Consider the following 21,025-nt stretch of genomic DNA (forward strand, 5'->3'; position numbering starts at 1 on the left):
CGGTATGTGCTGTGTGCGGGGTCGGGGCTCAGCGGTGTTCGGGGACCAGGTAGCGGCGTGAGGCGGCGTAGACCGTCGCCCACGGTTCAGGTGCGACCCGCAGACCGTGGGTCAGGGCGGTGGCGAAGCGCTCGTGCTGCCGGGCCGGGGTGCGGGCCGGCGTCAGGCCGGCGAGCAGGTCCGGGGTGCGGGCTGCCCCGTTCCAGCGGCTGAGCAGGACGCCCTCACCGGGCGGTACGGCCATGCGCGGGCCGGTTGTGTCCGCGGCCGGCCCGTCGTGCGGCCCGCCGAAGGCGCCGGGTTCGAAGGCGCCGGGGTGGTCCGCCCGGTGGACCGTGCTGTCGGCGGTGGCCAGCGCACAGGCGCCGGGTGAGCCGTCCGCTCGTATCCGGGTGGCCAGCAGCGGTGTCCGGGTCCGGGCCGCGGCGCTGACGAGGATCCACTCCACCGGCGGCGTCCACGCCCCGGGCAGCAGGACCGGGTGCCGGCCCGCCGCCGCGAGGTCCGCCGCCTGAGGCCCGAGCAGCAGGGGCCCGCGCCCGGCCGGGTCGTGGAGTACGACCAGGGTGTCGCCGGAGCACGAGACCGGGTGCCTGCCCTGCGGGACACGGTCGAGTTCGTCGGCCAGCGCGCGGACTCCCGTACCGTCCAGGACCTCGCCGAGCACGACAAGGTCCGCCGCCGTCGCGGCCTCTCCGCTGGACGCTCCGGCCGCGACGACCGCCCGGAAGGCGGCCTCGCGGATCTCGCGTACCGCGACCCGGTGACCGGCGCCGTCGGGCCCGCCGTTCACTGTGCCTCCGTGGTGTCGAAGACCTCCGAGAACAGCCGGAGCCAGTTCTCTCCCATCACCTTCGTGACGGTGGTGTCGTCCAGGCCGGCGGATTGCAGACCCTCGGTGACGGCGGGAAAGTCCTCCGGGCCGCCGAACCACTGCGGCCACGCGGGCCATTCGGGTTCGACCGGGTTGGCCGACGCGGGCCGCCATCGCCCGTTGCGCAGCCAGGCGACGAAGTCCTGCGACCAGTTCCGTGTGCAGTCGCTGCCGATGGCCACATGATCGGGGCCGATCTCGTCGACCAGCCGGGCGACCATCGTGCAGAACTGCTCACGGGTGGTCAGCTCGCCGCCCAGCACATTGGGGTACAGACAGCATCCGATGACTCCGCCCCGGTCGGCCAGGGCCTTGATGACGTCGGCGGGCTTGTTCCTCGGATGCTCGAAGAACCAGGTCGGGTTGGCGTGGGTGATGGCCACCGGCCCCTCGGACGCCTCGATGGCATCGCGTGAGGTCCGGTTGCCGACGTGCGAGAGGTCGATGAGCATGCCGACCCGGTTCATCTCGTCCACGATGTGCCGCCCGAAGGCGGTCAGCCCGGAGTCGTGTGCGTCGTAGCAGGCGCCGCCGACCAGGTTCTGGATGTTGTACGTGAGCTGCGCGACGCGCACACCGAGCCGGTGGAACACCTCCACCAGCCGGTAGTCGTCACCGAAGGGCGAAGTGTTCTGGAAGCCGAGCAGCACCGCCACCCGGCCGGCGGCCTTGGCCGCCCGTATCTCGTCGGCCGTCCCGGCGAGGACGACGACGTCCTGGTTGTCCCGGGCCAGTTGGTACCAGTCGGCGATGGCCCGGGTGGTCTCGCTCGGCCCCTCCCACACGGCGCAGGTGGCGTTGACACCGGTGACACCGCCGGTGCGGAGCTCTTCGAGCACCTTGCGGTCCCAGTTGTTGATCTCCAGGCCGTCCACGACGACCAGGTCCTCATGCGCGAGCGAACTCACGGTGCCTCCTTTCGGGGTTTGCGGACGAAGAACCAGTCGTGATCGGTCCCGGCCGCTGTGTCGGACGCCCGCGGGGCGCCGGAGAAGAGCGTGACCCGGAGCCAGTCGGTCGACTGCGGGCTGTAGTTGTCCATGCCGTACAGGGCCAGCTGGAACCGTTGCAGGTGCAGGGGCAGAAAGTCCTCGGCGAGCAGATTGGCCCGCACTTCCGCGTACGGGAGCCCCGCGAGCGACTGGACCCGTCCGACCGCGCCGCGGTGCCACGGGTGCGCCAGCAGGAACTCTCCGACGAGCCTGCCGTCGTCCGCGCGCTCCAGGTCGCCGAGCAGCGCGGTCACCGCGCGGGCGATGTCGACCGGGTGCTCCACCTCCTCGCCTGGATCGGTGCCCCGCCGGCCGCGCCTGGGTTCCTCGTTGTCCTGCGACGAGAACCAGAAGTGCGCCTGCTGGCCGGGGTCGTCGAAGTCGAATCGGCGCACCCAGCCGTAGCGGTCGAGCACATCGGAGCGGAGCTCACCGCAGGTCTGTCCGGGTGCCACCTGGAGGGTCTGGTCGCAGTGGAGCAGGGCGTCGATGTCCGGGTCCAGCTCGTCGTGGACCTCGACCAGCACCGAGTCGACGACTCCGCGCGCTTCCAGGCCGATCTCCCCGGCCGCCGTGTGCAGTTCGTGCCATGCCCGGTCGGTCGGGTGTCCCAGGATCGAGCCGGTGGCGAGGTATTCGGCGAGCAGTTCCGCCACCTTGTCGAGCTGCCCGGCCAGTTCGGGGCCCGGCAGATAGGGCGCGGTGGCCAGGGTGTCGCGTTCGCGGTAGTACGCGCGTGCCCGGTCGAGAAGCAGCCGTACCCGCGCCGTACGCGCGTCCTGCGGTGAGGTGGTCCGGCCGAGGGCGTACGCGAGAGGGAGTTCACGCACCGCGCACCACGCGTCGAGCACCTGCGGGTGGTTGATGACATAGGGGACCATGCCGAGGCCGGTGGCGTTGCCGAGCCCCAGGAAGCATCGCCAGTCGCCGTCCAGCACCACGGCGTCCGGGCTCTTCGCCGCGGCGCAGTGTTCGACCAGGTCGTAGCTGAGTTCGCGCAGCAGCCACGCGGTCAGCATCTGCGACCGGTAGGGCAGCCGCAGCGGGTGGTCCGCGGGCAGCCGGCCGTAGTCGGCCAGGCCGAATTTGCCGTTGCTGTAGAAGGCGGTGCTGCGCAGGACGTATGCGGCGTCGCCCAGTTCGGCGGGATCGGGCTGCCGGCCTTCGGCGAGCCGGTCCACCACGTAGTCGAAGAACCGCCTGCTGCGGTTGGCCCGCGTCCACACCAGGGTCGCGGCATCGGCACGGCCCCTCTCCTGCCCGGGCACCTGTGCCCGCAGTTCCGCGTGCCGCGTCTCGTTCCAGGGGCCTTCGACCAGGGCGGCGGTGATGTCCCACGCGTCGGCGACGACCCTGTCCGTACGCTGCCCGTCGGCCAGGACCGTGGAGAAGACGGCGAGCCGCAGCTCGTGGCCTTCGGCGTCGATCCGGTAGACGGCTTCGCCTCTGCCCTGGGCGTCGATGTCCCAGGTCTCGCGGGTCACGGTCCAGCGCTGCGCCGCGGCGACGCGCAGGAAGGAGCGGGCGAAGCTGTGGCGGGTGTGGCGGGCGGAGCCCAGGTCCTCCGGGTCGAGGACCTGGTCCGCCGGGCGTGCCGACTGCTGGGCCCGGCGCAGCCGTTCGGTCGGGCGCTGCTGTGGCCCGCCGGTCACGACCGGCTCCTGGCCGGGGTGCCGGTGCGCAGATACGCCGTCTTGGACCAGGTGAAGAACTCGGCGCCGCTGTCGCCGTTCTGCTCGCGCGGGGCCGGGAAGGAGGAGTCCTTGAGTCCGCCGAACGGGGCGTGCAGCTCCGATCCGGTGGTGGGCGCGTTCGCCTTGACCAGCCCGGCGTCCAGCTCTTCGACGCAGCGCCGTACGGCCCGCTCGTCGCAGGTGAACACGGCTGCCGTGAGGCCGAACCTGGTGCCGTTCGCGATACGGATCGCCTCGTCCAGGTCGGCCGCGCGCACCAGGGTGGTGACGGGTCCGAAGACCTCTTCGTGACAGATCGTCAGGCCGGGGTGGCCGGCGAGGAGCGTGGGAGGGTAGTAGCAGCTTCCGTCGGACGCGGGGGCGGAAGCGGAGCCGGACTCGGCACCGGACGCGGGGCCGGCATCGGCGCGCGCGAGCACCTGGGCGCCTTCCGACAGGGCCTGCTCGACCGCCGATTCGACCTCCTGCCGTGCCTTGCCCGACACCAGGGGGCCGATCCCCACACCGTCGGCCAGGCCGTCGCCGACCACCAGGGCCTCGATCCGGCTCTTCAGTTCGGGCACAAGGGCGTCGTACGCCTCCGCGACGGCGATGATCCGGCGCGTCCCGGTGCACTTCTGGCCGGTGCTGCCCATCGCGCCCGCCACCAGGTCGGCGGCGGCCGCCGCCGGGTCGGCGTCGGGCAGCACGATGGCCGCGTTGTGGCCGCCGAGCTCCATCTGGACCTTGGCTCCACGCGGGACCGCTGCCGCCTGGATGGACCGGCCGACGGTCACCGACCCGGTGAAGGTCACGCCCGCGATCTCCTCGCGGGCCACCAGTGCCGCGCCGACGCTGCCGGGTGCGAGGAGGAGGTTCAGTACGCCGGCCGGCACTCCCGCGTCGGCCAGGACCCGGGCGAAGGCGGCGGCCACGGCGACGGTGTCACTGGCCGGCTTCCAGATGACCGCGTTGCCCCACAGCAGGGCGGGGGCGATCTTCCACGCCGGGATCTGCAGCGGGAAATTCCACGGGGTGATCGCCGCGACGATCCCCAGGGGGCGCCTGAGGGTACGGATGATCTCCTCGGGGTGGGCGGACGGGAAGGTGGCGCCGTCCGCCGCACGGGCCCGGGACGCGTGGTAGTAGAGGGTCTCGACCGATGCGCCGACTTCGGCACGGGACTCCGGGAGGGTCTTGCCCTCCTCGCGCGTCATCAGCAGCGCGATCTCCTCGGCCCGGTCCGCGAGCAGCGCGGCCGCCCGGCGCAGGACCAGGCCGCGCTGGATCAGCCCCTGCGCCGACCAGTCGGGCTGCGCCGCCTGCGCGGCGGTGACCGCCTGGTCCAGGAGCGTCTTGCCTGCCGTCCGGTAGACGGCGACGGCCCGGTCCGGGTGCGCGGGGTCGGTGCTGTGTGCCTCGGCCCCCTCGCCGTCCACCCACTCTCCCGCGACGAGATGCCGCAGCGTCGTCGGGCGGTCAGGGGTGTTCGGAATGTCCGGCACGGCGGAGCTCCTCGGTGTTCGACAGCGGCTTCGCCTCAAACGTTAAGCAGTCACCGGACACGAGAGAAGTATCTATTGCCTTTGCATTGATATGCTGCAAGTATCAATCGCATGGAGCTCCGTCAACTCCGGTACTTCATTGCCGTCGCAACGGAAATGAACTTCCGCCGTGCCGCCGAGCGGCTGCACATCGCCCAGCCCGCGCTGAGCCAGCAGATCAGCAAGTTCGAGAAGGAACTGCGGACGCCTCTGTTCCGGCGGACCACGCGCAGCGTCGAGCTGACCGAAGCGGGCCGGGTGCTGCTGGCTCAGGGGCGCCGGGTGCTGGCCGAGGCCGATCACGCGCTGTCCGCCGTCGGGCATGCCGCGCACGGCGACATCGGCCTGCTGCGGATCGGCTTCGTCAGCTCGGCCGCGCTGAGCATCGTGCCGCGCAGTGTGCTGGCGATGCAGCGGTCCTGGCCGGGTCTGCACCTGGAGCTGGCCGAGGCCACGACCGACGCGCAGCTGGAGTCGATCGGCGAGGGCCGCCTCGACGTGGGAATCGCCCGCGAGATGGACGCGGCGGACGGTCTTGTCGTCCGGCGCATCCACCGCGAGCGGCTCGTCGTCGCCGTGCACGAGTCCCACCGGCTGGCCGGCCGCGGCTCCGTGGAGCTGGCCGACCTGGCGGGGGAACCCTTCCTCACCTTCCCCCGGCACCAGGTGTCACGGTTGTACGACCACATCGCCGCGCTGTGCCATCACGCAGGACTGCGGCTCGAAACCGCCCAGGAGGCGGTGCAGTTCCCGACCCTGCTGGGGCTTGTCGCCGCCAACACGGGCGTCACCATCGTTCCCGACTGCCTGCGGGTCCTGCGGCTCCCCGCCCTGCGGTACGTACCGTTGACCGACCCTCTTGCGTATTCCACGGTCTCCGCCGTGTGCCGCGCGGACCGGCAGGACACTCCCTCGGTGCGCAACTTCCTTGCCACGGTGGCGGATCTGCGGTTCGGCGACCTGTGAGCGGGGCGGTCCTCAGGCGTCCGCCACCCAGCTGCCGTGGAAACCGAGCGGCACCCGGCCCGGCAGCTGGATACGGGCCTGCGGGTGCCCGGTGAAGTCCTGCGCGGAGAGGATCACCAGGTCGGTCGCTCCGCGCTCCGGGTCGTTCACATAGGCCAGGACGTACCCGTCGTCCTCGTCCCGTGCGCCCCGGCGCGCCACGAAGACCGGCTCACTGACGGCGGCGCCCCTCGGGAAGCGGTGCACCTGTGTGCTGCCGCGCAGCATGTCGTGTTTCACCAGGCAGTTGGTGAATGTGTCGTCCGGCGGTACCCCGTCGACCGTCTCGTACGCGACCCACATCTCGGCGGCACTGGCGGTGTAGGCGAAGCGGTGCCTGCGGGACACCAGCGATTCGTTGATCCGGGGGAACTCCTGCGGGCGGTCGTCGAGCCGGGTGGCGGCCACCCGGCCGCTGCCCGGATCGACCGTCCACCGGTTGACCGTGGGGGTGCCGGTCGCGGAGGGCCCGCCGTTGCCCCGGCCCGCCGCATAGAACGGGGCGGGCATCGAGGTGAACTCCAGCACCACGGTGTCGCCCTGGTCGTACGCGTTCAGGGTGTGCGAGTAGTAGACCGGGTCGATCTCGAACCACCGTGTGGCGCCGCCCGTACGGGGCAGCAGGCCAAGCCGCATCGGGTGCTTGTCGTTCCAGCGGTACGGCACGGCGGCGCCCGCCCCAGCGGCCGCCGCGTCGAAGGTGACCGGCACATCCACGATCACCACATACGTCCCGGTGAGCGCGAAGTCGTGCATCATCGGAGCGCCGGCCACCGGGATCCTGGTGGACCGCGCCACCCGGCCGGTCCGGTCGATCATGATGTGCCGGACGTGGTCCCACGTCGGGTAGTACGCCACCGCGTGCAGCTCGTCGGCCGCCGCGTCGTATTTGGTGTGCGCGGTGAAAGCGCCCTCCAGCGTGGACCGGAAGTCGTACGGGCGCACCGTGTTCAGCTCGCCGTCCAGTTCGTACGGCAGCGGTCCGCTCTCCTGGAGCGCCAGGATGCGTCCCTTGTACGGGATCACGTGCGTGTTGGCGGCGAAGTCGTCGGGCGGCACCTCTCCCCGGTACTTCTCGCCCAGCTTCTTCGCCACCTGGGAGGAGCGCACCCAGCGATTGCGGTACCACTCGGCCCGCCCGTCGCGCAGCCGCACCCCGTGGACCATTCCGTCGCCCAGCATCCAGTGGTGGGCCCGCGGGTCCTCGATGCCGAGCGCGTTGGGTCCGGTGCGCAGATAGCGGCCGTCCAGGTCGCGCGGCACCCGGCCGGTCACCGTGAGGCCGTACTCGGTCAGTTCCTCGGTGACGGGCGCGAACGCCCCCTCCAGGAAGGGGAACGACCGCGCCCCCTCCCCCGGCGCCGGGTCCGCCGTGGACGCCAGGTCCGCCGCGGACGCCGACGAGACGCAGGGGCCGAGCCCGAGACCCCCGACCACACTCCCCGCCGCCGTGAGCGCCGCACCCTGCAGAATCCTCCGCCGCGTGTGACTGGCCATCCCGCTCTCCCCCTTCGTGGCCGACGGCCGGCAGCGGTCTGCCGGATCTTCCGTCGGTGACAGGGAAAGCCTGCTCCGAACAGCGCCGCGCGTCAGGAGGCTTGGGACCCGGATCCATGGTGGTGCCCGCACCACCCCCGTGTTGGACATGACCGCGGATCAAGTTCACTATCGTCCCATAGCGTTGAGACCTGAGGGAGAGATTCCGTTGCCGTCACCGGACGAGTGGATGAGCCACACCGACGCGCGTGCGCCGATCGACCTGCGTACCGACCGGGCCCATCCAGCCCGTATCTACGACGTCTTCCTGGGTGGCAAGACGAACTACCCGGCCGACCGGGCCATGGCCGCGACCGTGGCGGAGAAGATGCCGTCGGTCCAGCTGGCCGCCCGGCTCAACAGGGAGTTCGTCCTGCGCGCCGTGCGGTATCTCGCCGGTGAGGCGGGCATCCGGCAGTTCCTCGACATCGGCACGGGCATACCGACCTCACCCAATCTGCACGAGGTCGCGCAGGAGACCGCGCCGGAATCCCGGGTGGTGTACGCGGACAACGATCCGATCGTCCTCGCCCACTCCCGGGCCCTGCATATCAGCAGCACGGTCGGCCGTACCGCCTATATCCAGGCCGACTTCACCGATCCGGAGGCGATCCTGGCCTCCGCCGAACTGCGCGACACACTCGACCTCGGGCAGCCGGTGGCCCTGACGATGGGCCTGCTGCTGCACTGGATCGACCCGAAGGACGAGCCGCATGCCGTCGTCCGGCGTCTGATGGACGCCCTGCCCGTCGGCAGCTGTCTGGTGATATCGGTGTTCGCACGGGAGCTGGCGGGTGGTTCGGCCACCCTGCAGGACGATTTCGCGACCGAGGGCACGGCTCTGCGGCCCCTGACCCGGGACGAAACGCTGCGCTTCTTCGACGGCACGGAGCTGATCGATCCGGGTCTGGTCGCACCCCACGCGTGGCGGCCCAGTACGGACGTACCCGAGATCGGCGATCCGGCCGCCGGGCCGGACGCCGCATCGGCACCGATCTGGGCGGGGCTCGGAGTGAAGAAGTAGGGCGACCCGGGAGCCCCGCCCGCCCCCGCTCCGTCCCCGCTCCGTCCCCGCTCCGTCCTCAGCTGTCGCAGGTGCCCCGGTCCGTGGCCTCCAGGGCGAAGTCAGCCACGAGGTTCTGCTCGTCGACCGCGAACCGGTACCGCTCGTCCTGGGTGCCGCCGGGGACGGGGGTCTCGAAGATGTAGTCGCCGACCTTCGTGAGCCGGGGGTAGGCGGCCTTGACCCGGTCGAGGCCGGTGCCCATGGTGATCCCTTCGGGGGTGCGGATCAGGTTCGTCCCGGTGATCACCACCACGCCCTTGTGCGGCTCGACGAAGACACCGCCGCCGAGGTTCGGCTTTCCCTCGCTCGCGGCGAGGCGGTAGAAGTCGCAGCCGGGCGTGGTCTGTTTGTTCACCAGCAGGCCGGTCTTCTCCGCGTCGCTCTCGGACTGCCCGAGCCGGAGTCCCTTGTAGCCGCCGGGACCCAGCACACCGCCGGGCGCCGCGGACGTCCCGCTCGCCGCGGTGGCCGTGGCGGTGGCGAGGGTGCCGAGCAGCAGGAGGCCGGCTGCCGCCGCTGTCGCGGCCTTGGTGAGGCGCTTCATCATGAGTGCTCCGTCCTTCTCGGGGCGCGGGCCGCGCTCTGCCGCACGGCCGCGGCGCCGGGGGCCTGGGGTGGCCCGTGCCTGTGCAGTATGTGCCCGGTTGATCACCGGATAGCGGCATTTAGGCCATCCGGACCCGGAGGGCCGGTGTCTCACGCCGCGGTCCACGACCGGTCCGCGATGTGGGCGGATGTCTCCACGGAGAGACATCTCGGCCTAGGCTGGCGGGTGCAACTGGTTCGCCCCGTCCGCCAGGCGGGATGCGTCGTAAGAGGGAACCCGGTGGAAATCCGGGACTGCCCCGCAGCGGTGAGTGGGAACGACCGCCGTCATACGCACTGGGCCCGGCCGGGTCTGGGAAGCGACGGCCAGTAGGTGGATGCCCTTCCGGGTGCCCGCGCCCACAAGTCCGAAGACCTGCCCGTTGCCCGTACGTGACCGATCGCGTGCGGACATCCCGGTGACCTCGTGGGCGGGTCGACGCGTATACCGGCGGACAGCCGTGCCTGGTGGCACGCGCGGACCGCCCGGTTCCGTCATCCCTTCGCGCTCGCGTCCCGTCCCCGGGATCTCAAGGAGTCATCTCGCGAAGGAGATTTCCGTGACAGCGAAGCCCGCAGCCGCGGCAGCACGGGCCACCGTGTACGGCTACCCCCGCCAGGGCCCGAACCGGGAACTGAAGAAGGCCGTCGAGGGCTACTGGAAGGGCCGCGTCAGCGCCGACGGCCTCCGGGAGACCGCGGCGGCTCTGCGCCGGTCGAACTGGCAGAGCCTGGCCGACACCGGCATCCAGGAGGTGCCGACCGGTGATTTCTCGTACTACGACCATGTCCTGGACACCAGCGTCATGGTCGGCGCTGTCCCCGAACGGCACCGCAAGGCGGTCGAAACCCACGCGCTCGACGGTTACTTCGCGATGGCACGCGGCACCCAGGACGTGGCGCCGCTGGAGATGACCAAGTGGTTCGACACCAACTACCACTATCTGGTGCCCGAACTGGGCCAGGACACCGTGTTCAGCGCCGACTCCACAGAGCAGACCGGGCAGCTCAGGGAGGCGCTGGCGCTCGGGCTCGCCGCCCGCCCGGTACTGGTCGGCCCGGTCACCTATCTGCTGCTGGCCAAGCCCGCGCCGGGCGTGGCGGCCGACTTCGAACCGCTCACCCTGCTGGACCGGCTGCTGCCCGTCTACGCCGAGGTGCTCGCCGATCTGCGGGCAGCGGGCGCCGAGTGGGTCCAGCTGGACGAGCCGGCCCTCGTCCAGGACCGCACCCCCGCCGATCTGAACGCCGCCGCACGCGCGTACCGCGAACTGGGCTCGCTCACCGACCGCCCCAGGCTCCTGGTCGCCTCCTACTTCGACCGGCTGGGTGACGCCCTGCCTGTGCTGGCCAAGGCCCCGGTGGAGGGCCTGGCGCTCGACTTCACCGGTACGGCCGCGGCCAATGTCGACGCGCTGGCCGCTGTCGGCGGGCTGCCCGGCAAGCGGCTGGTCGCCGGTGTGGTCGACGGGCGCAACATCTGGGTCAACGACCTGGAGAAGTCGCTCGCCACACTGGGGACCCTGCTGGGGCTGGCCGACCGGGTCGACGTCGCCGCCTCCTGCTCGCTGCTGCACGTCCCGCTCGACGCGAGCGCCGAACGGGATGTCGACCCGCAGATCCTGCGCTGGCTGGCCTTCGCCCGGCAGAAGACCGCCGAGATCGCGACCCTCGCTAAGGGGCTCACCGAAGGGACCGGCGCCATCGCGGCCGAGCTGGCCGCCAACCGCGCCGTCCTCGCCTCCCGGGCCGCATCGGCGATCACCCGCGACCCCGCCGTACGGGCCAGGGCCGCGGCCGTGAAGGACGCCGACGCGCACCGCCCCCAGCCGTACCCCGAGCGGGCCGCAGCCCAGCGCGCCCACCTGGGGCTGCCGCTCCTGCCGACCACCACGATCGGCTCGTTCCCGCAGACCACCGAGTTGCGTACGGCGCGCGCCGGGCTGCGGAGCGGGCGCATCGGCAGTGCCGGTTACGAGGAGCGCGTCAGGGCCGAGATCCAGCAGGTGATCGCCTTCCAGGAGGAGGCGGGGCTGGACGTCCTGGTGCACGGCGAGCCCGAACGCAACGACATGGTGCAGTACTTCGCCGAACAGCTCACCGGCTATCTGGCCACCCAGCACGGCTGGGTCCAGTCGTACGGGACGCGCTATGTCCGCCCGCCGATCCTCGCCGGCGACATCTCCCGGCCGGAGCCGATGACGGTGCGCTGGACGACGTACGCCCAGTCGCTGACCGGCCGCCCGGTCAAGGGCATGCTCACCGGCCCCGTCACCATGCTCGCCTGGTCCTTCGTCCGCGACGACCAGCCGCTCGGCGACACCGCACGCCAGGTCGCCCTCGCCCTCCGCGACGAGGTCAACGACCTCGAAACCGCAGGGACTTCGGTCATCCAGGTCGACGAGCCGGCGCTGCGGGAGACGCTGCCGCTGCGCGCCGCCGACCGGCCCGCGTATCTGGACTGGGCCACCGAGTCCTTCCGGCTCACGACCAGCGGTGTGCGGCCAGGCACCCAGATCCACACGCACATGTGCTACGCGGAGTTCGGCGACATCGTCCAGGCCATCGACGACCTCGACGCGGATGTCATCAGCCTCGAAGCGGCCCGCTCCCATATGCAGGTCGCCCGCGAACTCGCCGGGCACGGCTACCCGCGCGAGGCGGGGCCCGGTGTGTACGACATCCACTCCCCGCGCGTGCCCAGCGCGGAGGAAGCGGCAGCCCTGCTCCGCAAGGGACTTGAGGCCATCCCGGCCGAACGGCTCTGGGTCAACCCGGACTGCGGGCTCAAGACCCGCGGCTGGCCCGAGACCCGGGCATCCCTGGAGAACCTGGTGAGCGCCGCCCGCGAGGTCCGCGCCGAACTGGCCGCCGGGGACGCCTGACCCCCGGCACCACGGGCCCGGCCGGCCACTGCCGGCCGGGCCCTCCGGTTCCGGGGCCGGTTCCGGTTCCGGTTCCGGGGCCGGTTCCGGGGCCGGGGCCGGTTCCGGGGCCGGTACCGGAAGGCCGGTACCGGGGCGGCCGGTCAGGCGGCGGAGCGCTCATCCGCCGGGCGGCGGCGCAGGACGGCGCGTTCGACGGCCGGCGGGTTGTAGGCCATGTCCAGCGTCCCGATGTCGGTGCCCGGGGGCACGATGGCGTCGATCCGGTCGAGGATCTCGTCGCTCAGGACCGTCCCGGCGCCTGCGAGCAGGTCGTCCAGGTGGTTCATGGTGCGGGGGCCGATGATCGCCGATGTGACGCCGGGGTGGGAGACCGCGAAGGCCGTCGCCAGATGGCTCAGCGGCATTCCGGCCTCGTCTGCGAGCGGGATGAGCTGCTCGACGACGTCGAGCCGCCGCTCGTCGACCAGGTGCTTGAAGCCGAAGCCGGACCGGTGGGTGTCGGCCTGCCGGCCCTTGCGGTAGCGGCCGGTGAGCATGCCGCCCGCGAGCGGACTCCAGACCAGGGCCCCCATCCCGTACCGCTCGCAGACGGGCAGCACCTCACGCTCGATGCTCCGGTTGAGGATCGAGTACGGCGGCTGCTCGGTGCGGAACCGCTGGAGGCCGCGCCGCTCCGCCACCCACTGGGCCTCGACGATGTCCGACGCGGGGAAGGTGGAGCCGCCGATGGCCCGGACCTTGCCCGCGCGCACCAGGTCGGTGAGGGCCGAGAGGGTCTCCTCCACGTCGGTGTCCGGGTCGGGCCTGTGGACCTGGAAGAGGTCGACGTGGTCGGTCCCCAGCCGGCGCAGCGAGTCGTCGAGCGCGCGGACCAGCCAGCGCCGGGAGTTGCCCCGCTGGTTGGGGTCGTCCCCCATCGGGAGGTGGGCCTTGGTGGCCAGTACGACGTTGTCGCGGCGTCCCTTGAGAGCCTTGCCGACGATCTCCTCGGACTCGCCGCGCGCGTAGGCGTCGGCGGTGTCGACGAAGTTGATGCCCGCGTCCAGCGCCTTGTGGATGATGCGGACCGAGTCGTCGTGGTCGGGGTTGCCCATGGCCCCGAACATCATCGCGCCCAGGCAGTAGGGGCTGACCTTGATGCCGGTCCGGCCCAGCGTGCGGTACTTCATGGTGGTCCTCCTGGGGTGGGGCGTTCCGCCGCAGCGCGATACGCTGGCAGAAGCGGAACAACGTTCCACCATCACGATACGGAACGTTGTTCCGGTTGGCAAAAGGAGACCCCATGACGGACGTCCCGACGACGGGAGACCAGCCCCGCCAGGCCGTGCGCGCCGACGCGCGGCGCAGCATCGACGCCCTGCTCACCGCAGCCGCTGAGGTGTTCTCCGCATCGGGCGTGGACGCCCCCGTCCGGCAGATCACCGCGAAGGCGGGGGTCGGCGCGGGCACCCTCTACCGGCACTTTCCGCAGCGCTCGGACCTCATCGCCGCCGTCTTCCGCAACGAGGTCGACGCCTGCGCCGCCGCAGCCCCCGTGCTCGCAGCCGAGCACGGACCGGTCGAGGCCCTGAGCCGGTGGCTGCAGCGCTTCGCCGGCTTCATCGCCACCAAGCGCGGGCTGAGCGCCGCCCTGCACTCGGGCGACCCGGCGTACGACAGCCTGCCGCCCTACTTCCAGCGGCGCTTCGAGCCCGCGCTCGAAGCACTCCTGGACCGTGCGGCGCAGGCCGGCGAGATCCGCTCCGACGCCGACGCCTGGGACCTGCTGCGCGCCATAGGCAACCTGACGCTGCCCGCCGGGGAGGACAACGACGGCCACACCCAGCGCATGATCGCCCTGCTGGTGGACGGCCTCCGCTACGGCACCCCGAAGGGCTGACCACGAAGGGCCGATCACGGACGTCCACCGCTTCGGCGCTTCGGCACGGCTAGCCGAACGTGAACGAGTACGCCTGGATACCGGCGGCGGGCCGGATCTCCACCGTGGCCCGGCGGGCGGTCTTCCCGTCCACGAGCTTGTAGAGCGTGGGAGCGCCGTGGACCCGCAGGGTCTTGGTGAGCTTGCCGTCGACGAGCACCTTGACCGGTCCGTTGCCCGCGAGGACCAGATTGGCGTTCTTCGCCCTGTACGTCATGGCGAGCCGGGCACCGGCCCCGGCGGTGAAGTGCTCGTAGCCCGCGGTCCAGGTGCCCCCGATGGAGAGCCTGTTGAGCGGGATGGGGGACGCCAGGTGGTACGAGGCCGGCTTGTCGTCGACCAGCGGGTCACCGGTGTAGCCGTGGATCCGCAGATTGCTGAGGTACGTCTCCGGTGTACGGTCGGCGGTCAGCGCCGCATCGCTCCGGCCGGTCTTCGGCGGCAGCCGCACACCGGGGTCGGCCTGCTTGAGCAGGGTGCGGATCAGGTCCTCGGTCTGTGCGTACTGGCCCTCGCCGAACTTGAAGTAACGCACGGTGCCATGGGCGTCGATCAGGTATTTCGCGGGCCAGAAGCGGTTGCGGTAGTTGTCCCAGGTGGTCAGCTTGTTGTCGAGGGCGACGGGATAGGTGACACCGAGCTTCCTGGCCTGGTCCGCCACGTTGGCCGGATTCTTCTCGAAGGCGAACTCGGGTGAGTGCACCCCGATGACCTGCAGCCCGCTGTCCTTGTACGTCTTGTTCCATGCCTCGATGTACGGCAGGCTGCGCTGGCAGTTGATGCAGGAGTACGTCCAGAAGTCGATCAGGACGACCTTGCCGTGCAGCGCCTTCAGGTCCACGGGCTGTCCGCCGGGCGTGTTGAGCCACTTGGCGATGCCGCCGATCGCGGGCGCCTTGCCGCAGGAGCGCAGCGCGTCCTCGCCGTCCTCGCAGCGGGAGAGTTCCTTGTTGCTGTTGTCGTAGAGGCCGGAGAGCTTCTGCCGCGCGGCGTCGCTGTCCTCGACCTTCTGCTGGGCGGCGGATGTGTAGTCGGGCAGGGCGCGCTGGATGGCGTCGGTGACGTTGAACGCGAGCGCCAGCGCGAGGACGATCATCAGCGCCCCGGCGGCGATCCGCAGCTTGCGGGCCCGCGTACGGAACGCGCTCACCCGCTCCGCGACCCGCCGGCCGGCCAGCGCGAAGATCAGCAGCGGGATCGCGGTCCCGACGGCGAAGGCCACCGTCAGGGCGACGATGTCGGCGTTGATCCGGCCGCGTGCGCCGGCCACGGTGATCGCGGCGAGCACCGGTCCCGCGCACGGCACATACAGCAGGCCGAGCCCCAGACCGAGGACGAGGGCGCTTCCCTCCTTGTTGACCTGGCGCTGCGGGATCCGGGCGAACGGCTTCTCCAGCAGCCGTTCCACGGCCGGGAAGATCAGCCCGAGGCCGATCAGGACGAGCAGGGCGAGCCCGACGTAGCGCAGGATGTCCTGCGGCAGGCCCAGGGCGGAGATGAGGGTGACGCCCAGCAGGGTGAAGAAGCTGAAGCTGATGACCAGCCCGGCGACCACCGCGTACGGGCGCCGGTTGCGCGGAGCCTTCGGTGCCGGTGGTGCGTCGGACGCGGCGAGCAGGACGTCGCCGTCCTGCTGTGCGGCACTCGGTCGGCCCGGCGGGGGCGCCGCACCGGGCGGCTGCCGGGAGCCGGGGCCGCCGGCGAGGAAGACGACGGGGAGCACCGGGAGGATGCACGGCGAGACAGCGGTGATGAGCCCGCCCAGCAGCCCGATGAGGATCAACGTGAGCACGGCAGCCACCTTCGTTGCGTGAGAGCGGCCGACCCGCTCCCCTGTTGCACCTCATTCGAAGGTGCCCGGAATCCGGATTGGTCCTGACGCCGATGAGATGTCACAGATGCGGCCCTGATCATCAGCACGGGTGGTAAATATGAGGGAGCCAGGACGCGTCCCGCGCATCTGCTCCAAGTGCCGCGGAAGAGTGCCGCCTTGGAGGTTCGACCAAGGTCCGCGGACCCGGAACACGCCCGTCTTGGGTGGACGGCCAGAATCCGGAGCCGGGCATTTACACGCTCACCGCGCTTCCGTCACCGTGTGACACACCGTCAGTGGAGCGATCCGCTGTCCACGCCCGCACGGATGGAGGCCCTTCGATGACCGAAGTCCCCCCGCAGCAAGGCGACTTCACCGTTCCTGTCATCGATGTCGCGCGCTGGGCGGAGGGCGGCGCGTCGGTGCGCGCCGCCCTCGCGTCGGCCGTCGACGCCGCGGCCCGCACGGTTGGCTTCATGCAGATCACCGGCCACGGCATTCCCGCGGCCGCCGGGCGGGACCTGGCCGACGCCATGGACGCCTTCTTCGCCCTCCCCCGGGCGGAGAAGAGCGCCCTGGTCGCCCCGCCCGAGATCAACCGGGGCTACACCCCGCCCCGTGCGGAGAAACTCAGCCTCAGCCTGGGCGTGACCTCGCCGGAGGACCTCTTCGAGGCGTTCAACGTCGGCGTGGACGGCGCCGGGCACACCGGCGGCGCCCTGCCCGCCACACACTTCGCCGCGAACCGCTGGCCCGATCCCGGCCGTGTTCCCGGCTTCCGGGCGGCCGTCGACACCTGGTTCCGGCACGCCGGAGGTCTGGCGCGGCTGCTGACCGGGGTATTCGCTCACGCGCTGGGCCTCGACGAGGGCTTCTTCGGCCCGTACACCGACCACTCCGTCGACGTACTGCGGATGAACAACTACGCGCTGCCCGCCGGGGAGACCCATGTCGACCGGGGCCGGATGGGGATGGGCGCGCACACCGACTACGGCATCGTCACCGTGCTCTGGGCCGACCGGGTGCCCGGGCTCCAGATCCTCGGCGACACCGGGCAGTGGCACGACGTACTGCCCGCCGAAGGCGCGCTGCTGGTCAACCTCGGTGACGCACTGGCCCGTTGGACCAATGACCAGTGGCGCTCCACGCTGCACCGGGTGCTGCCGCCGACCGACGCCGAGGGGCGGCTGGTGCGCCGCAGGTCCGCCGCGTACTTCCACGACGGCAACCACAACGCCGTGATCAGCCCGCTGCCGGGCTGCGTTCCCGCGGGCGCCGACCCGCTCTACCCGCCGGTCACCATCGGCGACCACATCACGGCCAAACTCGCGGGCTCGCGTGCACTGCGGCCGCACGAGGACGCGGCGCGCGAGAGCGCACGGCTGCTCGCCGCCGATGAATCCGGCACCCGCACCGGCGATCGCTGACCTGGCCCCGGGAACGCACGGCCTTCGCCCGCCCGACGAACGGCCGGCGAGCGCCCGGCGAGCGGCCGGGGGTGAAGGGCCGCCCCGCCGGGCCGCGCGGAGAAGCAACCGCGCCTGCGGAGACGCACGCACCGCGCATGGAGAGTGCCGAGAGGTATGGAGAGGTCCCGTCCCGTGGAAGACGCCTGCCCTGTGGAAGACGCCTGCCCGCCCCCGCGCCACCCGGTCGACCAGCGCCCGGCGTGGGGTGCGCTCCTGCTCCTCGGCGCCCAGCATGTGCTGGTGATGTACACCGGATCCATCGCCGTCCCCCTGCTGTTCGGCGCCGCGACCCGGCTGCCGCACGCCACGGTGACCCTGCTCATCGACGCGGATCTGCTGGTGGCCGGGGTGGTGACGCTGCTGCAGAGCGTGGGGGTGGGCCGGGTGCTCGGTGTGCGGCTGCCGATCGTGGCCGGTGCGGGCTTCAGCGCCGTGGCGCCGATGATCCTCATCGCGCAGCAGTACGGGATGGCGGCGGTCTACGGGGCGATGCTGGCCGGCGGGGTGTTCGGGATGCTCGTCGCGGCGCCGTTCGCCCGTCTGGTGCGCTACTTCCCGCCGCTGGTCGGCGGCACCGTGATCACCGTCATCGGGCTGTCCCTGCTGGGGGTGGGCACCCAGATGGTGGCCGGGGACAACACGTCGGCCCCCGGCTACGCGGCCCCCGTACGGCTGCTGCTGGCGGGCGGGGTGCTCGCGCTGGTCGTGGCGGTGATGCGGATCTCGCGTGGCTTCCTCGGCCAAGTCGCCGTACTGGTGGGGATGGTGGCGGGCACGGTCGCCGCGGTCCTGCTCGGGCAGACCGACTTCTCGGAGGTGTCCCGGGCCCCCTGGGCCGGGCTGCCGGAGCCCTTCCACTTCGGGGCGCCGCACTTCCCGGTGGCCGCCGTGGTCTCGATGTGTGTGGTCATGCTGGTGATCTTCACGGAGTCGACCGCGAGCATGCTCGCGGTGGCGGAGATGACCGACCGGCCCCTGACCACCGGTGACCTCGCCCGCGGGCTGGCCGCCGACGGGCTGTCCGGGGTGATCGGCGGGGTCATGAACTCCTTCCCCGACACGGTCTTCGCGGAGAATCTCGGGCTGGTCGAGATGACCCGGGTGCGCAGCCGCTGGGTCACGGCCGCCGCCGGGGTCCTGCTGATCGTGCTCGGCTGCGTACCCCGGCTCGGCTCCCTCGTCGCCTCGCTGCCCGACCCGGTGGTGGGCGCCGCCGCACTGGTCATGTTCGCCATGGTGGCCGGGGTCGGGATCCGCATCCTGCGCCATGTCGACTTCGACGGCACCTCGAACCTGCTGATCGTCGCCATCTCGCTGGTCGCCGGGATGGTCCCGGTCACCGCACCGCACATCTACGACCGGCTGCCCGCCGGGGCGCGCATCGTCTTCGGCAGCGCCATCACCTGCACCGCGGTCTGCGCCTTCGCGCTCAACCTGCTGTTCAACCACACCCCGCGACGGCGCACCGGACAGCGGACCGCCCCCTGAACAGCCACGTACGCGAACGCCCCGAAGCACACCGGAGCACACCGGAGCAGAGAAGAACCGAAGCAGAGCAGAGAGGAACAACCGTGCCGGTCGGCCGACTTGTCATCGAGAACTGCGCCCTCGCCACCATGGACGCGAGCGGCACCGAGTACACCTACGGCCATGTCGTGGTCGCCGGTCACCGTATCGAGTCGGCCGGCCCCGGGCCCGCGCCCACGGATCTGACGGACGTCGTCCGGCGGATCGACGGCGACGGGCATCTGCTGACTCCCGGCCTTGTCAACACCCACCACCACTTCTACCAGTGGATCACCCGCGGCCTCGCGCAGGACTGCAATCTCTTCGACTGGCTGGTCAGCCTCTACCCCGTCTGGGCCCGGATCGACGAACCGATGGTGCACGCCGCGGCGCAGGGCTCCCTGGCGGCCCTGGCGCTGTCCGGGGTCACCACCGCAGCCGACCACCACTACGTCTTTCCCCGCGGGGCCGGTGACCTGCTGGGCGCCGAGATCCGTGCCGCCGCCGGTATGGGCCTGCGGTTCTCGCCCACCCGCGGCTCCATGGACCGGGGCGCGTCGGACGGCGGGCTGCCGCCGGACTTCGCGGTGGAGAGCACGGAAGAGGCGCTGCTCGCCACCGAGACGGCGATCGACCGCTGGCACGACCCGTCCCCCGCTTCCATGCTCCGCGTCGGCGTCGCCCCCTGCTCGCCCTTCTCGGTCTCGTCCGAGCTGCTGCGTTCGGCGGCAACTCTGGCCCGTGCCAAGGGCGTCCGGCTGCACACCCACGGCAGTGAGACCCGCGAGGAGGAGGAGTACTGCATGCTGCGGTACGGCATGACGCCGACCGAGCTGCTGGAGTCCACCGGGTGGCTCGGCCCTGACGTGTGGATGGCCCACTGCATCCATATGTCCGACACCGACATCGCCCGCTTCGCCGACACCGGCACCGGTGTCGCGCACTGTCCGTCCTCCAACGCCCGGGTCGCCGCCGGTCTCGCCCGCGTCCCCGACCTGCTCGCGGCGGGCGTACCGGTGGGGCTTGGCGTGGACGGCTCCGCGTCCAACGAATGCGGGCAGCTCGGCGCCGAGCTGCGCAACGCACTGCTGATCAACCGTCTCGGTGACCACCGGGAGAAGGCCCTCACCGTCCGCCAGGCACTCCGGATGGGCACCATGGGCGGTGCGCGCGTACTGGGCCGGGAGGACGAGATCGGCTCGGTGGAGACCGGCAAGCTGGCGGATCTCGCGCTGTGGAGGCTGGACGGTCTGTTGCACTCCTCCATCGCCGACCCGGTCGCGGCTCTCGTGCTGGGCGCTCCGGCCCCGCTTACGCTGTTGCTCGTCAACGGCGAGCCGGTCGTGGAGGACAGCCATCTCGTCACCGTCGACGAGGACGCCGTCGCCCGCGACACCCGCACTCAGGCGCGGCGGCTGGCCTCGCTGACCGGCGACCGATGAGTTTTCCCGTCCCGGCCGGTCATACCTGCGTTGTCGAAACCACCACAGGAGAAGAAGTGACGCAGCTACTGAGAGTCCAGAACTTCAACGTCTCGGCCGACGGGATCGCGGCCGGTCCGGACCAGACCCTGGAGCGGCCCTTCGGCTTTGCCGAGCCCGAGAGGCTGTTCTCCTGGGCGGGCGCCACGGCGAGCTGGCCGATGCGCACCGACTCCGGTGGGAGCCGCGGCCTGGACGATTACCTCACACGGGACTTCGCGCACAACATCGGCGCCGAGATCATGGGGCGCAACAAGTTCGGGCCCCAGCGCGGGCCCTGGACCGACCTGGAGTGGCAGGGCTGGTGGGACGATGAACCTCCGTTCCACACCCCGGTGTTCGTCCTGACCCACCACAAGCGTCCTTCGATCACGCTCTCCGACACGACGTTCCACTTCGTCGACGGCGACCCGGCCGCTGTTCTCCAGCAGGCGCGGGAGGCCGCACAGGGCAAGGACGTCAGGCTCGGCGGCGGAGTCACCACCATCAGGGAGTTCCTCGACGCCGGTCTCGTCGACACTCTGCATGTGGCCGTCTCGCCGCTGAAGCTCGGGGCGGGGCTGCGGCTCTGGGAGTCGCCCGACGAGCTGCTCGACCGGTTCCATCTGGACGTCGTCCCCAGCCCGAGCGGCGTGACCCACCATCTGTTCTGGCGGAAGTGACGCGGGGGTCGCC

The 21,025-nt window shown here is 71.4% G+C and carries 16 protein-coding genes and 1 riboswitch; of the genes, 8 read left to right on the forward strand and 8 right to left on the reverse strand.

Going from position 1 to position 21,025, the window contains the following annotated elements; translation table 11 throughout:
* Positions 1-28 precede the first annotated feature (28 nt).
* From OG510_RS02035 to OG510_RS02050, 4 genes are read right to left on the reverse strand one after another with little or no spacing between them, the layout of a single operon-like run.
* Positions 29-793, reverse strand: coding sequence for a hypothetical protein (locus OG510_RS02035; RefSeq protein WP_406134901.1), 765 nt, complete (start codon positions 791-793; stop codon positions 29-31).
* Positions 790-1,782, reverse strand: coding sequence for a membrane dipeptidase (locus OG510_RS02040; protein WP_406134902.1), 993 nt, complete (start codon positions 1,780-1,782; stop codon positions 790-792). The genes OG510_RS02035 and OG510_RS02040 overlap by 4 nt, the downstream gene beginning before the upstream one ends.
* Positions 1,779-3,518: a hypothetical protein gene (locus OG510_RS02045; protein WP_406134903.1), complete on the reverse strand. Its 1,740-nt coding sequence runs from the start codon at positions 3,516-3,518 to the stop codon at positions 1,779-1,781. The genes OG510_RS02040 and OG510_RS02045 overlap by 4 nt, the downstream gene beginning before the upstream one ends.
* On the reverse strand, positions 3,515-5,044 hold the full coding sequence (locus OG510_RS02050) for an aldehyde dehydrogenase family protein (RefSeq protein WP_406134904.1): 1,530 nt from the start codon (positions 5,042-5,044) through the stop codon (positions 3,515-3,517). Before OG510_RS02050 ends, OG510_RS02045 begins: the two co-directional genes overlap by 4 nt.
* Before the next feature lie 111 nt (positions 5,045-5,155).
* On the opposite strand from OG510_RS02050, the gene OG510_RS02055 reads away from it, so the two are divergent.
* Positions 5,156-6,049, forward strand: coding sequence for a LysR family transcriptional regulator (locus OG510_RS02055; RefSeq protein ID WP_406134905.1), 894 nt, complete (start codon positions 5,156-5,158; stop codon positions 6,047-6,049).
* 12 nt (positions 6,050-6,061) lie between these two features.
* On the opposite strand, the gene OG510_RS02060 is transcribed toward OG510_RS02055, so the two are convergent.
* Positions 6,062-7,585, reverse strand: coding sequence for a carotenoid oxygenase family protein (locus OG510_RS02060; RefSeq protein WP_406134906.1), 1,524 nt, complete (start codon positions 7,583-7,585; stop codon positions 6,062-6,064).
* A 229-nt stretch (positions 7,586-7,814) separates the two neighbouring features.
* On the opposite strand from OG510_RS02060, the gene OG510_RS02065 reads away from it, so the two are divergent.
* Positions 7,815-8,648 (forward strand): SAM-dependent methyltransferase, encoded by an 834-nt coding sequence (locus tag OG510_RS02065; protein ID WP_406134908.1) that lies wholly within the window; start codon positions 7,815-7,817, stop codon positions 8,646-8,648.
* 58 nt (positions 8,649-8,706) lie between these two features.
* On the opposite strand, the gene OG510_RS02070 is transcribed toward OG510_RS02065, so the two are convergent.
* A complete protein-coding gene (locus OG510_RS02070) occupies positions 8,707-9,237 on the reverse strand; it encodes a hypothetical protein (protein ID WP_406134909.1) in 531 nt (176 codons plus the stop codon).
* A gap of 215 nt (positions 9,238-9,452) precedes the next feature.
* Positions 9,453-9,674: riboswitch (cobalamin riboswitch) on the forward strand.
* A 161-nt stretch (positions 9,675-9,835) separates the two neighbouring features.
* On the opposite strand from OG510_RS02070, the gene metE reads away from it, so the two are divergent.
* Positions 9,836-12,160 (forward strand): 5-methyltetrahydropteroyltriglutamate--homocysteine S-methyltransferase, encoded by a 2,325-nt coding sequence (metE, locus tag OG510_RS02075; RefSeq protein WP_406134910.1) that lies wholly within the window; start codon positions 9,836-9,838, stop codon positions 12,158-12,160.
* A 143-nt stretch (positions 12,161-12,303) separates the two neighbouring features.
* On the opposite strand, the gene OG510_RS02080 is transcribed toward metE, so the two are convergent.
* Entirely contained in the window at positions 12,304-13,332 is a 1,029-nt protein-coding gene (locus OG510_RS02080) for an aldo/keto reductase (RefSeq protein WP_406134911.1), read from the reverse strand.
* Positions 13,333-13,445: 113 nt separating this feature from the next.
* On the opposite strand from OG510_RS02080, the gene OG510_RS02085 reads away from it, so the two are divergent.
* Positions 13,446-14,042, forward strand: coding sequence for a TetR/AcrR family transcriptional regulator (locus OG510_RS02085; protein WP_406134912.1), 597 nt, complete (start codon positions 13,446-13,448; stop codon positions 14,040-14,042).
* Between the two features lie 49 nt (positions 14,043-14,091).
* Here OG510_RS02085 and OG510_RS02090 read toward each other — a convergent pair whose 3' ends face one another.
* A complete protein-coding gene (locus OG510_RS02090; protein WP_406134913.1) occupies positions 14,092-15,873 on the reverse strand; it encodes a cytochrome c biogenesis protein CcdA in 1,782 nt (593 codons plus the stop codon).
* Between the two features lie 362 nt (positions 15,874-16,235).
* Between OG510_RS02090 and OG510_RS02095 the strand changes: the two genes are divergently transcribed.
* From OG510_RS02095 to OG510_RS02110, 4 genes are all read left to right on the forward strand, one after another.
* The gene (locus OG510_RS02095) at positions 16,236-17,321 is read left to right on the forward strand and encodes an isopenicillin N synthase family dioxygenase (RefSeq protein ID WP_406134914.1); all 1,086 of its coding nucleotides are present in this window, start codon (positions 16,236-16,238) and stop codon (positions 17,319-17,321) included.
* Between the two features lie 192 nt (positions 17,322-17,513).
* Entirely contained in the window at positions 17,514-18,851 is a 1,338-nt protein-coding gene (locus OG510_RS02100) for a nucleobase:cation symporter-2 family protein (protein ID WP_406134915.1), read from the forward strand.
* A 128-nt stretch (positions 18,852-18,979) separates the two neighbouring features.
* The gene (locus tag OG510_RS02105) at positions 18,980-20,311 is read left to right on the forward strand and encodes an 8-oxoguanine deaminase (RefSeq protein ID WP_406142276.1); all 1,332 of its coding nucleotides are present in this window, start codon (positions 18,980-18,982) and stop codon (positions 20,309-20,311) included.
* 56 nt (positions 20,312-20,367) lie between these two features.
* Positions 20,368-21,012: a dihydrofolate reductase family protein gene (locus OG510_RS02110; protein ID WP_406134916.1), complete on the forward strand. Its 645-nt coding sequence runs from the start codon at positions 20,368-20,370 to the stop codon at positions 21,010-21,012.
* Positions 21,013-21,025 lie beyond the last annotated feature (13 nt).

The organism is Streptomyces sp. NBC_01089, from assembly GCF_045162975.1.
Taxonomy (GTDB): domain Bacteria; phylum Actinomycetota; class Actinomycetes; order Streptomycetales; family Streptomycetaceae; genus Streptomyces.

What these genes read in the sequence shown, in the direction of transcription:
- OG510_RS02055 (WP_406134905.1), top strand. Translation starts at nt 5,156, where the DNA reads ATGGAGCTCCGTCAACTCCGGTACTTCATTGCCGTCGCAACGGAAATG.
- OG510_RS02060 (WP_406134906.1), bottom strand. Translation starts at nt 7,585, where the DNA reads ATGGCCAGTCACACGCGGCGGAGGATTCTGCAGGGTGCGGCGCTCACG.
- OG510_RS02085 (WP_406134912.1), top strand. Translation starts at nt 13,446, where the DNA reads ATGACGGACGTCCCGACGACGGGAGACCAGCCCCGCCAGGCCGTGCGC.
- OG510_RS02065 (WP_406134908.1), top strand. Translation starts at nt 7,815, where the DNA reads ATGAGCCACACCGACGCGCGTGCGCCGATCGACCTGCGTACCGACCGG.
- OG510_RS02070 (WP_406134909.1), bottom strand. Translation starts at nt 9,237, where the DNA reads ATGATGAAGCGCCTCACCAAGGCCGCGACAGCGGCGGCAGCCGGCCTC.
- OG510_RS02105 (WP_406142276.1), top strand. Translation starts at nt 18,980, where the DNA reads ATGGACGCGAGCGGCACCGAGTACACCTACGGCCATGTCGTGGTCGCC.
- OG510_RS02080 (WP_406134911.1), bottom strand. Translation starts at nt 13,332, where the DNA reads ATGAAGTACCGCACGCTGGGCCGGACCGGCATCAAGGTCAGCCCCTAC.
- OG510_RS02095 (WP_406134914.1), top strand. Translation starts at nt 16,236, where the DNA reads ATGACCGAAGTCCCCCCGCAGCAAGGCGACTTCACCGTTCCTGTCATC.